Annotated in this window: 7 protein-coding genes; 2 read left to right on the top strand and 5 right to left on the bottom strand. The window is 69.7% G+C overall.

Annotated elements, in window-relative coordinates:
• Nucleotides 1-262: 262 nt before the first annotated feature.
• The 4 genes from ACIQMJ_RS40455 to ACIQMJ_RS40440 all read right to left on the bottom strand — a co-directional run bounded on the left by ACIQMJ_RS40455 (nucleotide 263) and on the right by ACIQMJ_RS40440 (nucleotide 8,642).
• Nucleotides 263-1,480, bottom strand: a complete 1,218-nt coding sequence (locus ACIQMJ_RS40455) for a toll/interleukin-1 receptor domain-containing protein (protein ID WP_499766316.1) — start codon at nucleotides 1,478-1,480, stop codon at nucleotides 263-265.
• Nucleotides 1,481-1,621: 141 nt separating this feature from the next.
• Nucleotides 1,622-2,206, bottom strand: coding sequence for an SEFIR domain-containing protein (locus ACIQMJ_RS40450; RefSeq protein WP_499766315.1), 585 nt, complete (start codon nucleotides 2,204-2,206; stop codon nucleotides 1,622-1,624).
• A 173-nt stretch (nucleotides 2,207-2,379) separates the two neighbouring features.
• Nucleotides 2,380-5,235 carry a tetratricopeptide repeat protein gene (locus tag ACIQMJ_RS40445; protein WP_499766314.1) on the bottom strand — a complete coding sequence of 952 codons (2,856 nt, stop codon included), beginning with the start codon at nucleotides 5,233-5,235 and terminating at the stop codon, nucleotides 2,380-2,382.
• A gap of 71 nt (nucleotides 5,236-5,306) precedes the next feature.
• Nucleotides 5,307-8,642, bottom strand: a complete 3,336-nt coding sequence (locus ACIQMJ_RS40440) for a DEAD/DEAH box helicase (RefSeq protein WP_499766313.1) — start codon at nucleotides 8,640-8,642, stop codon at nucleotides 5,307-5,309.
• A gap of 219 nt (nucleotides 8,643-8,861) precedes the next feature.
• Here ACIQMJ_RS40440 and ACIQMJ_RS40435 point away from each other — a divergent pair, with 219 nt between their 5' ends.
• Nucleotides 8,862-9,779 (top strand): SEFIR domain-containing protein, encoded by a 918-nt coding sequence (locus ACIQMJ_RS40435; protein ID WP_499766317.1) that lies wholly within the window; start codon nucleotides 8,862-8,864, stop codon nucleotides 9,777-9,779.
• Here ACIQMJ_RS40435 and ACIQMJ_RS40430 read toward each other — a convergent pair.
• Entirely contained in the window at nucleotides 9,744-10,835 is a 1,092-nt protein-coding gene (locus ACIQMJ_RS40430) for an IS630 family transposase (protein ID WP_499766312.1), read from the bottom strand. The two genes, ACIQMJ_RS40435 and ACIQMJ_RS40430, sit on opposite strands and share 36 nt — an antisense overlap.
• 94 nt (nucleotides 10,836-10,929) lie before the next feature.
• On the opposite strand from ACIQMJ_RS40430, the gene ACIQMJ_RS40425 reads away from it, so the two are divergent.
• A complete protein-coding gene (locus tag ACIQMJ_RS40425; RefSeq protein WP_499766311.1) occupies nucleotides 10,930-12,345 on the top strand; it encodes a hypothetical protein in 1,416 nt (471 codons plus the stop codon).
• Nucleotides 12,346-12,559 lie beyond the last annotated feature (214 nt).

The raw sequence follows: 12,559 nt of genomic DNA, 5'->3' as shown, positions 1-12,559 counted from the left end.
CATCCCCGATCGACTACGAGAACACCCTCACCCCGACACCGGCTACGCTGACCTCAGCCGCATAACCCCGTGTCCAACATCCGGGGTGAAGTCCCCTACGTGATCATGGACAACCTGTCGGCGAACAAGACCTGCCTGTCCGGCGCGGTGTGGGTGTGTGCCACGTCGTCAGGGTTGTGGTGCAGTCTGCCAGGTGCTACAGAACGCCCCCGATCGAGATCAGCTGCGCGCCGAGTCGCACCGCATCGCCTATGTGCTGCGTTCACCGGCATTCCCGGCGGAAGGTGGCGAACAGCCTGGAGGTGAGCTCTTGCGCTACATCCTCTGCCTCGGCGCGCAGTTGCGCGGGGGTGAATTCCTCTTCGGTGGGTAGTCGGAGGTGCGGAGGCTGGGTCATGTGCAGCGGTGCGCTCGACGCGGTCAGGTCTTGCCGGGTGCCGATGCGCGTCATGGAGAGTGGCTCCAGCGCGACTGCGGGTGCCACTCGGACGGGCTCCGGAAGGTCGAGCGACATCAGGACCCTGAGTGAGTCGGCGATCCGCGACACGACGTCCGCGCGGATCAGCACCCTGCCGAGCGTCGCCTTCGGGAGCCCGGACCACGTCAACCGCTGTCCGCTCCGGAGCACGGCGATACCGACCGGCCTTCGGGACTGATCGGCGGCCCACGCCCAAGCCGCCTGGTCGGACGAGCCGATCGCCAACTGCTCGGCGACGTCGAACAAGCCGTTGGCTCGCCCTTCAGTGGCCAAGCGGCGCGCGAGCGCCTCCAGGACCGTGACGCGGATCCGGTTGAGCTCACCCACAGGCACCACCGCCACCTCCAGTGCTGGAGCATGGAGGTGACCGGTGCCGACGAGTTCGCCACGCCACGACACCGCGGCAGGCCGGGACAGCGGTGCCCAAGGGCCCGTGCCGGTGGACGTGGATCGCGGGGGCAGGACCGGGACCGGGCCGCGGGCCGGCCTGACGTAGGCAGGCTGGCGGGTGATCGCCCTCAGCAGGTCCTCGACACCCGCTGTGCTGATCTCCTCGATCACGTAGTGGTCCGCGGTGTAGGGCTGGAGGAAGAGCGGGATCTCCGCCACCGAGTGCCCCGGTAGGACGACGGGGAGCAGCCTGGGCAGCCAAGTCGCGCGATCCGAATGCAGCAGGTCGCGCAGCAGGGCAGCCTCGGACTGGACGCCGCGGTTCACGGGGGAGGCGCCGAGCCCGTCGCCGGCTCGCTTGTAGTCCGGCGATGCCACGACCACGACGTAATCCGCCTCGGACATCCCGCCGGTCGCCCAGGACGACCAGTCCTGCCGGCCCGGGCTGCTCCACTGGTCCAGCGTGACACTCATGCCGCACTGCTCGAGGACGCCTGCCAGTGCGCGCACGTCGTCCTTGTGCCTGGGTGAGTCATGGGCGTAACTCACGAACACCTTGAGTGGGCGCCCAGCGGTCCCTGTCTCGGAAAGCACCGGCTGCTCCTTGCTCACCGTGCGCGCTGTTGTTCAACGAGGCGATTCCGGTGCCGCACCATGCCTTCGAGCTGGTCAAGTCGATCGACGAACTGACCGCCGTGAGCGACGAGGAAACCCGCTCCCACCTTACCGCGGTGGGAGGACGACCTGGCGCCGTCACCGGTAGTGAATCGTCTGATCCCCACCCTGGTTGGCGAACACCGCGCCGTTACCGTTGGAGACCACCTTCTGCACGTTGCCCGACGGCGGCCTCGACTCCGGGGCCGTCGGCGCGGACCGGTCGGCCGACGACCGTCCTGCGGGCTCGCGGCGAAGCACCGCCAACAGCGACTTCGCGCCCTCTTCGGTGAAGCCGTCCACCATGTAGTGATCCGCGGTGAGGGGTTGCAGGAACAGCGGGATCTCGTCGACCGCACGACCGGGCAGGACCACCGGCAGGATACGCCGTGTCCACATAGGACGATTACGTTGCAGGAGCTCGCGCAGCACCGTGGCCTCCGCCTGCGCACCGCGGTTGCGCTCCGCGGGCACGCGGCCGTCCGCGGCCCGGTGGAAGTCCGGTGACGCGATGGCCAGCACGAAGTCGGCCTCCGGGATCTTGCCCAGCGCCCACCGGTACCAGTCCTGCCGCACCGGTGGCTGCCACTGGTCGAGGCAGACGTCGACTCCCGCGGACACCAGGAAGGTGCCGAAGTCGAGCACCTGCCGCTTGTGGCGCGGCGAATCATGCGTGTAGCACACGAAAACGGATGGCTGTCGAGCTGTCACAACCACGCTCCCGATCCCTCGGCGCACGATCTTCCACCCGGCGCGTCCGATCGACCCTAGCAACGCGGGGCGACATCCAGGCCGGTCGCGATCGACTGTCCGGAAACTGTCACTGAACCGTCCGTCGCGACCGGCCGTCGGCACTGTCACAGCGCGAACAGCCGCACGATCCGGTGCAGGGCCGAGAGCGCCGGTGCGGGCAACTTCCCGAGCACCGTCGCGACGTACGCCTGCATGGTCGGCTCGTGCGCCCAACCGAACCGGCGCAGGCCGTGCATCGCTTCCTCCACCAGCGATTTCGCCTCGGCCGCCTGCCCCACGACGGAGAGGCACACCCCGAGCTGGAGCCGGGTGACGAGGGCGTCCACGTGGTTGGGCCCCAGCGTGGCCACCTGGTGGGGCAGGAGCTCCCGGTACACGGCGATCGCGGGCGGCCAGTCACCTTCCCGTTGGTAGGTCATGCCCACGTGGAAGCGGGCGCGGTGCGCCAGGGGGTGATCTGGGCCCAGGACCCGGGCGATCCGCGGTTCCACGCGCGCGAGCAGCTCACGCGCTTCGTCGATCCGGGAGTTGTCCAGCAGCGCTTTCGCCTCCAGCACCGCCGACTCGAGGGTCAGCGGGTTGTCGTCGCCGTAGCGGTGCGCGTTCTGCGCGTGCAGCGCGCCGATCTCGCGGACGGCCCGGTCCCACACCTTCTTCCGGCTCGGCATCTCCCGGAAGGCGACGTGCAGCTGTGCCTCGGCGTGCAACACGACTGCCTGCCGCGACCGGGCGTGCTCCGTCGCCTTCTCCTTCCGGTACACCTCGACGAGCTCAGCGCTCGTCCTGCGCGCTTTGAGGACCTCCCCCGCGGCGAGCTGCAGTCGGGCCAACTCGATCATCGCGTCGGACCAGGCGCCGTCGAGCCGATCGTGGCGGGTGCCGCTGGGCAGCCTCGAGACGAGGTCGGCCGCGAGGTCCAACGCCTCGCCCACCTCGCCGCGCACGCGCAGGCTCACGACCTCCGCGACCTCGATGGCGGCGCGTTCCTCTTCGGGCATCCACCGCGGCGGACCGGCGGCCCGCCGAGCCCGGGGATGGTGCCGGTAGACCTCGTCCGCCCGATCGTACCGGCCCAGGTGGTCGCACGCCTGCGCGGTGAGGAAGCGGGCCCGGTACTCTGCGCGGAAGTTGTCGTCCGCGGCGGCCAGCTCACACGCCCGCGAACCCCGCTGGTATGCCGCGTCGAAGTGCCCCGCCTCCAGCGCGGTCCGGGCGCCGAGGAGGAGGTCGTCGACACCACCGACCCCCGCGGCGCGCTTGACGTCGAGCAGGGCCGTGGCCGCGTCGTCGGCGGGCAGCGGGTCGGCCCTCCTGCGGTGGAACCCGGTCACCGATCGCAGGAGGCGCACGCGCAGGTCCGTCGGGACCGCGTCCAGCCTTGCCAACTCCCTGGCGTGCCGGTACGGCACCTCGTTGCCGGCGTTGTCCAGGACGTCGAGCAGGACGCCGGCGACGGTTCGCCGGCACGCGTCGAGCACGTCGACCGGCACCTCGTGGCGCACGGCCTCCACCACGAGCATGTGCACCTGCCAGCTCTGCGGTCCCTCCACCCGGTCGACCCGGTCGAGCCGTTGGATGAGGCTCCGGTCGTCCAAGACGTCCAAGGCACGCGACACCGCCGACTCGGTCTCGGCGCCGAACGCGCTCGTCAGCGCGCGTACGAGCAGGTCCCTGGTGAACGGCGCCGCCGACAGCACGGTCGTGGTGGTCAGGACCGCGAGGACGTCGGCGGGCAGTTCCGTGATCCGCAGGCGCAGCGCGTCCACGACGGTCCCCGACGCCCGGTCGAGCGCGGCGGCCACATGATCGTTGCCCGCTCCCTGGCTGTTGCGCAACGAGCCGGAGGTGGTCGCGAGCACGAGGGGATGCCCGCCGCACCGCACGACCAACCGGGAAACCGCCTCGCGGTCCGCCGGCGAGAGGTCGATCCAGTCGTAGTCGAACAGCTCCTGCGCCTCCAGCTCACTCAACCCCGCCATCTCCACGACCGGGCCGCCCCAGCCCTCGATCGACTCCCGCGACGTGGCCAGGACGTGCACCCGCGGTGAGCCGACGACGAGCTCCTCGAAGACGTCACCGGTCATGCCGGGAGGGAGGTCGTCGACGATCCACAGCACGTCCTGGCCCTCGTCGATGAGGTGACGTGCCACCAACGGTCGCAGGCGTGCCGCCTCGACCCCCTCGACGTCGAGCCGCAGGTCGTGGACCGCCACCTCCTTGAGCTGCGTGCCGAACAAGGACACCGCGTCCTCGGCGCGCGCTGCGCCGGACAGGTCCGCCCAGAAGACGCCGCCCGGGTAGGCGTCCTGGAACAGGAACGCGTACTGCTCGGCCAACCAGGTCTTCCCGGTGCCGGTGAATCCTCGGACCACGGCCACGCGTGACGCCACGGGCCTGCGCACGGCCCGCGCGCGACCGGCACGCAATTCGCTGTGGGCACGCCACATCTCCCGGTGGCGCCCGACGAACCGCCTGTTCCGCAGCACGCGTTCAGGCAGGTGGGGGCGCCGGGCCGGCCGCGACGCCCCGATCGGCCCGTCGATCGCCGCCAGCTTGACCTTGACCCGCGCCACGAGCTGAGCGGCGTCCAGCCCTCCACCCGCCACCGACAGGTACCCGGCGTCCTCCAGTTCGAGCGGCTGGATGTGGGACTCGTCCACCTCGGGGTTGACCACCAGCACCCGGTCGCGCGGGTCACCCGCGTGTTGCCCCGCCAGGAAGGCCCTCGTCAACTCCCACTGGCACGCGTAGCGCGTCGGGTAGCGCCTGGAGTACACCGCCAGCATCAGCTTGGCGCGGTCGAGCGCATCGGCCAGCCGCAGGGTGATCGGGTCGAAGGTGCCGATGTCGACGTCGCGGAAAACCGTGATGCCGGCGCCTTCGAGCACCGTCTGCACCTGCTCCGCGAGCGCGAGGTCCGACCACGTGTAGCTGAGGAAGACATCTGCGCCGATGGACACGGCTGCTCCTACCCCCGTGTGATGCTGTTGGATGCCGGGCCACCCCACCGACCGACTCGTCAGCTCACGTGTCAGGCCGGCAGGTTCGCCGACAACACGTCGAAGTAGCGTTGCGAGGACCAGGCGGAGCGATTGCCGATGACGTAGAGGCGGCGCTTGGCGCGGCTGACCGCGACGTTGAGGAGGTTCGGCTTGCCCGCCGCCCAGCGGCGTGCCCCGGGACGGGCCGGGTCACCGCCGAGGACCAGCACCACCACGTCGGCCTGCTTGCCCTGCGCGGTGTGGATGGTGCCCGCCACCAGGCCGGGGTAGCGGAGGGACCGGGTTGCGACGCGGCGCGCGATGTCACGGAACGGGGCGACCACCATCACTTCGGACATGGCGAATCCCAGCTTCGACAAGGCCGCGAGCACACGGTCGAGTCGTTCACCCTCCTCGTCGATCCAGTGCCCTTGCGAGGAACTCGACACGACGTCGATCCACTTCGACGCCGGCAGGTCCGGATACGCCGCGGTGAATCGCTCTCCCGCCGCCGCACTCGTGCCGTTGATCATGAGGCCGTCGTACGCGATGGTGTTCACGATGTCGAACATCGGCTGGCCGCAGCGGCGGTGGACGGTCAGCGGCACGCCGACCCACGTCTCACCCTCCCCATCGGGCAGCAGCGTGCCCAGCGACGTGAGGCGGTCTGCCAGCCGCTGCACGGAGGTCCGGCTCGCCGACCACGACTCGTCGACGCCCAGCTGTGACCTGATCGCCTGCTCGGCGCGGAACGGCAGGGTGGTCACCGGCTCGAGCTGCAACGGGTCACCGACGACAACCGCGCGCCGCGTGCGCCACAGTGCCCCGACAGCGTTTTGCGGTGTCGCCTGCCCGGCTTCGTCCACCAGCAGCCAACCGAGGGCCTCGGATCTTAAGTGCCCGAACAGCCGGGCGTACGACGCGAACGTCGTGGACACCACTGGCACGACGAAGAACAGGCTGCGCCACGCTTCCAGAGCCGCGTCCTCGGCGATGTCCGACGGTGCTTCGCCCGCGACGAGGTCCATCGCGGCTTGCAGGTTGCGACGCATGTCGCCGGGCGCGTGCCGGAGGAACGCCTTATGCAGGGCGAGAGCGGCCAGGAACAACTCGCTGCGAGCGAGGTTCCACTCCGGATCGGTCCACAGCGCAGCCGTCTCACGCCGTTCGCGATCGTGGTACCACTCATCGTCCGGGCAGTACCTGCCCAAGGTTTCCGCGCCCGCCTCGACGAGCCGTCGCGCGGCCGCGAGTTCGGCCTCACCGTCGCGAAGCGTACGGTCGACGCGGTCAGCGGCTTGTCGTGCGGCTTCCACGTCACGATGGGTGGCAGCGACCTCGTTCCTCGCTTGGATCAGTGCCGCCGTGGCGCTCGGCGGAGCAGGGACGGCCGGTGGCGGGATCCGCTGCGCCATCACCAGTCCCTCCTGTGCCTCCTGCACTTGGCGGGCCAGCCACGCGTCGTACTCCTTCCACTGCCGATTGAGGCTGCCGAGCGTCCGCAACCACGCCCAGAAGTCCGGCTTCCTGCTTCGGTGCTCGCGGCGAGCCTGCCAGCGCATCCGCACCTGTTCGTGCCACGCGTTGACCGCCTGCTCGACGGAGACTCGGTGTTCGCTCGCGATCCGTTCGACCTCGACCCGGTATGCCGCTTCGGCCTCGGCGAATTCCGCTTGCCCCTTGGTCGCCACGGCGACTGCGGCCGTGTGCCGATCGCGTGCGGACGCGAGGCGTTCCCGAGCTTCGACGACGGACCGTCGGTGAATCGCGACCTCCTCGATCAGCCGACCATGTCGTGCCACCGCTCGGTGCACTTCGGTCCTTCGGTCGCGGATCGCGTCCACTCGCGATTGCGCGGCGCGGAACTCCGCCACGGCTTGTTGCCACGTGGATTCCGGGGTGGTGTTCTCGTAGTCCTTGATGACTGCAAGCATGCCGTCCCAGGACTTCGGGTCGTCCTCCTTCCTGGTCTCGTACCAGAAGGCGTTGACGAACCGGCTGCGGTTGGCCTTGTTGCCCAGTCGTGCCGCCACCAGTGCCCACGCAGGCGCGACCATCGCCTCGCCGGAACCGGTTCCCGACCCGCCATCAGGCTCGGCCTCGGCGGCGAGCAGACTGCCCGCGATCTCGGCGAAGTAGTCGACGGCGGCGGCGCGGTCACTCCAGGACACGTCGATCGCCGCCGCGGCCGGGATCTCGTCGGTGACGTTCTGCACCGCGCCGTTGTTGGAGGACGCGACGACCATCTCGAATCCGACGAGGTCCGATCGCCACTCGCGGACGACTCGCGTGCGCGTCCCGGTCTTCCACCGCAACTCCCTGCCGGTGAACGCCTTGCCGGGGTGGCTGAGTTTCGCCAGCCGTGCGGCCCGTTCGACCACCAGCGCAGCTACCAGGTCACGCAACATCGTCGTCTTGCCGGTGCCCGGCGGTCCGTTCACGCCTGTCACCCCGGCGCCGGGCATGGTGACCGCGGTGTTCACGGCGAGCTGCTGGTTCAGGGCCAAGGGGTGTTCTGGATTGCTCGGCCACCTTCCCGAGGGCACGGAATCGGGTGCGGTGGCCGCCAGCACCGCGTGGACGTCGTCACGGACATCGATCCGCCTCGTGCGGTCGATCGCACCCTGAGGTGACAAGTAGTCACGCAACGCCGCGCCGACTTCGCCGCGGGATAACCGCGCTGCCACGTTCCCCAGGTCGTCGACGATGAAGCTGTTGAGGAAGTCGTGGACGTTCGCGGTCGCCGTGCGCCGGGCTACGACGTGGCTGCTGACGCGGATCTCGCCGGGCCGCAGGGCGATGGCCGTGCCCGTGGCGGCGACGGCGGCCGCGAGGCAGGCGGCGAGGTGATCGTGGTCCAGGCGCAGCGGCGTCGCAGGGGTCTTGAGCGACGTGTGCTCGCCGACTCCCAGGTCCTCGATCGTGACGATGTTCCGCCAGTCCTCGGAGAACCCTTCGGCCGACTTGTCGAAACCCGACAACCACTCGACCGGACCGCCTCCGTGCCGGACCACCTGCCCAGTGGCCCATGCACAGCTGGACAACACTTCCGAGTCGAGCACGGCACAACCGTCCTCGTCCACCGCGAACGCGGCGACCGCGCTCTCACCCGCCGGACGCTCGTCGTAGCTCTCGCCATCGGGGGTGAACACCTGCGACAGCACCTCGTACACGTTGTCCAACCGGTAGATCCCGAGATAGACGACGTGCCGCCAGGTCTGGTTGGGCCGCAGTCGACGCCGGGCGAGTTCGTGGTCCGGTTCCCACGGCAGCGGTTCGTCCGAGCGCACCGCGTAGACCATTCGTTCCCGGTCGACCTTTTCCGCTTTTTGCGGACTGAACATCTCAACCGTGCGCCAGAACTCGACGATCCGAGCACGTGCCACGTCTGCCGACCCCATTGCCGCCCCCGTTCCGCACCTCGACCGCAGGCACTGACCGAGGTTACCGGCATGTCATTCGTGAAGGATCGTCACCGGCATCGAGACGTCGCCCGGGACAACACGGTCCAGTCACCGAACCGGACCCCGCGCTTCACGTGACGACCGCTCATTACCACCCAGTCCCGCTCCGCGAGGGAGACGTCGGCGCTAGGGTTGGCCGCCGTGTCGCCTCCGCCAGTTCCCCAGGTGTTCGTTTCCTATGCGGACGACGCCGGGGAGCACACCGAAGCCGTCCTCCGGTTCGCCCACCAACTGCGCACCGAACACGGCGTCGACGTCCAGCTTGACCTCTGGGAACGAGACCAGCGGCGTGACTGGCTCGACTGGGCCGTCGAGAAGATCGACGGCGGCGACTTCGTGCTGGCCATCGCCTCGAGCGAGTACAAGCGGCTGGCCGGGTCGGACAGCGCGGCGCGGGGCAACGCCCGGTTCCAACTCACGATGCTGCGCGAACACCTGGCAGCCGACCGACCCCGGTGGCTGCCCAGGGTCCTCCCGATCGTACTGCCCGGGCACTCGGCCGACGAGCTGCCGGCGTTCCTCCAGCCCTATTCCGCGACCCACTACGTCCTGCCCGGCCAGCTGGACGAGCTGCTGCGGGTGATCTACGGTCAGCCTCGCCACCCGATGCCCGAACTCGCGCCGCCGGTCGACCCCGCGAAGTGGCAACAGGATTTGCTGTTCCGCACAACCCCGGTCGGCGCGGAGTTGAGCCGCGTGCTGGTCGAGGCAGCCGAACGCCTGGCCGGCGCCGTCACCGCCGTGTGGCGCGCCGAAGTGGGACGCCTGGGCCTGAACACCCCGCGCCCGCTGGCCACTCGCTACGCGGTCGATGGTGTTGCGTCCGACCGGATCACGTCGCTGCTGCGCGATCACGCGCCGAATCGTCGACTGCTCCTGCTCGGTGGTCCCGGGTCCGGCAAGAGCGTCGCGGCCATCCGGCTGGTGTCCGAGGCGATGGTCGGGTGGACGGCCGGTGAGCCGGTGCCGATCCTGGTCCCGGTCACCGACTGGAACCCGGACGAGTTGCACGCGTTCGACTGGCTAGTGTCCTGCGCCAGGAATCCGGTCAAGATATGAGGCGAGGCGGTCGAGGATCTCGTCCGCGTCCTTGGTCCAGACGAAGGGCCTGGGGGCCTCGTTCCAAGTCTTGATCCAGTCGCGGATGTCGTTCTCCAGGGCGCGCAGGGACTTGTGGGCGGCGCGGCGTAGTCGCTTGTCGGTGAGCAGGCCGAACCACCGCTCGACCTGGTTGAGCCAGGAGGAGTAGGTGGGGGTGAAGTGCATGTGGAAGCGCGGGTGCGCTTCCAGCCACTTCCGGACGGTGGGGTGTTTGTGGGTGCCGTAGTTGTCGCAGATCAGGTGCACGTCCAGGTCCGCGGGCACTTCCTTGTCCAGTTTGGCGAGGAACTTCCTGAACTCCACCGCCCGGTGGCGGCGGTGGATCGAGCCGATCACCTCGCCGGTGGCGATGTCGAGCGCGGCGAACAGGGTGGTGATGCCGTGCCGGATGTAGTCGTGGGTGCGACGCTCGGGCAGGCCCGGCATCATCGGCAGTGTCGGCGCGGACCGGTCCAGGGCCTGGATCTGCGACTTCTCGTCCACGCACAGCACCAGGGCCTTTTCCGGCGGGTTCAGATAGAGCCCGACCACGTCGCGGACCTTGTCCACGAACTGCGGATCGTTGGACAGCTTGAACGTGTCGACCTGGTGCGGCTTGAGGTTGAACGCCTTCCAGATCCGCCCGACCGTGGAGCGCGACAACCCGCTCTCGGCCGCCATCGACGCGCGCGACCAGTGGGTGGCGTCGGCCGGTGTCCGTTCGAGCGTGGCCACCACGACCTGTTCGACCCGCTCGTCGGTGATCTTCCGCGGGGCGCCGGGACGCTGCTCGTCGACCAGTCCTTCCAGCCGCTTGTCCAGGAACCGGCGTCGCCACTTGCCCACCGTCTGCGGCCAGATGCCCAACTCGGCCGCGACATCCTGGTTGGACTTGCCGTCGGCGCAGCCGAGCACGATCCGGCACCGCTGCGCCAACGCCTGCGACGACTTCGCCCGCCGCGCCCAACGTGCCAGCGTCTCGCGTTCCTCGTCCGTCAACACCACCGCGGCCACCGGCCGACCCCTACGAGCCACCCGACAACCCTACAATTCATCAACGAACTTCAGGCGCAGGACACTAGCACGCCGGCTCGCCCGCGACCACCGCCTCGGCCGGACCGTGCGCTGGGTGGACGGCAGAGCCATCACACTGGCAGCGGCGCTGTTGGGGGTGGGACTGGTCCTGCCCGTCCTGGACGGGCTCGAGACGCTGGCTGTTGACTTGCGCCCGCGCGCGGTCGCCGCGCTCAACCGCCTCGGCTCATCGGTCCCCCTGATCGTGACCTGCGGTCTGGCCGAGTACCGGGAATTGGAAGCAGCGGGCGTCGGACTGACCCGCGTGACTTGCGCCGAGCTGCTGTCCCCTGACCGCGACGATGTCGAGCACTACTTGCGCGAGAAAATGCCGCACGGCACCACGCGCCTCGCGCCGCTGTTCGCCCGCCTGCGCGAAGAGCCGGTTCCGACGCCGCTCGTGGTGTGGTTGATCGGGACCGTCTACCAGGACCACGAACGCGATCCGGCGGAGCTGCTCGACCGGGCGCGCTTGCCCGACCTCGCCTCGATCGAGGCACACCTGCTGACCTACCTGATACCGGCGGTCTACCTCGAAGACCCGCCGCCCCGGGCCACGCCGTCGTTCCCCCGCGCACACCACACGGTCGTCCGGCGGTGGCTCGCGTACCTCGCCCGGAACGCCGACGGTGAACCGGACATCGCGTGGTGGCGGCTGCACCGCTCCCTGCCCGCGGTCGCGCCCACGTGCCGTGGGTTGGGCGGTGCGGCTTTCGGGTTCGGTCACTTCAGCAACGTAGGCCTGGTGCCCGCCCTGGTCGCCGCCGCGGTGCTCGGTCTGGCGATCAACAGCGGGCCCTTTCACCGGTACGTCAACGCGGGCGACCACCTCGAAACCCCGCACGCCCTGAACGCCTCCGCCGACCGCGTACGTGCGGATCTCCAGGACATGGCCGGGCTCTTGGTCAACTGGCTGCTGACCATCGCCGGTGTGTTCACGCTCCTCGTCGCGGCGCTGTGGATCTCGGAGGGCCGGTCCGGCGGCGTGCGGTCGATCCTCGTGGTCACGGCGTTGATCGGGGTCGGCGGCACCTTGGTCTGGCTCTTCGGCCGCCGGGCGTGGCGCCGGATGCGAGAGGACCGGACCAGCGGCGTAGTCGTCCTCGCCGACCTGGAGCGCCCGACGAACCCGGTCACGACCCTCCGTGCCGACCGCGCCGTGGTCCTGGTGGGAGCCGGGACGGCGATCGTGATCGCGGTGGTGTTCGCGTTGCTGGGATGGGGGTTCGCGGTAGGCATCGCCCTGGGCTACGCGGCCGCTTGGGCCTTGGTGAGCGCATACGCCCGCTTCACCGTCGCACGGCTGCTCTTGGCCGCTCGCGGTCGACTGCCCTGGCGGCTGATGGCGTTCCTCGATGACGCGCGGGACCGAGGCGTGCTGCGCCAGTACGGCGCGGTCCACCAGTTCCGCCACCAACACGTTCGACGCCACCTCGCACAGCGCCACCCGACCGGCGGCGGAACTCGGTGACGGCGCTCGACCATCATACGGCGCACGGTCCGTTGGCCGGCGCAGGACAAGCCCGGCGTGCCAGCGATCCGAAACGCCGGTACTCCAGACCTGCGTCGTGGAGAGCTTCACCGACGAGGGCGCGAGCTCGCTGCTTCGCACGCTGCGCTGAGCCGGCGGTGTCGCGCCCAGAGTCACGACGAGACTCGACGTCCGAGGCGAAGCCTGGATGCCA

This window comes from Actinosynnema sp. NPDC091369 (assembly GCF_044757065.1).
Lineage (GTDB): Bacteria > Actinomycetota > Actinomycetes > Mycobacteriales > Pseudonocardiaceae > Actinosynnema.
The sequence above is the reverse complement of the archived record's forward strand: the minus strand, read 5'-3'. Positions and strand labels throughout refer to the sequence as shown.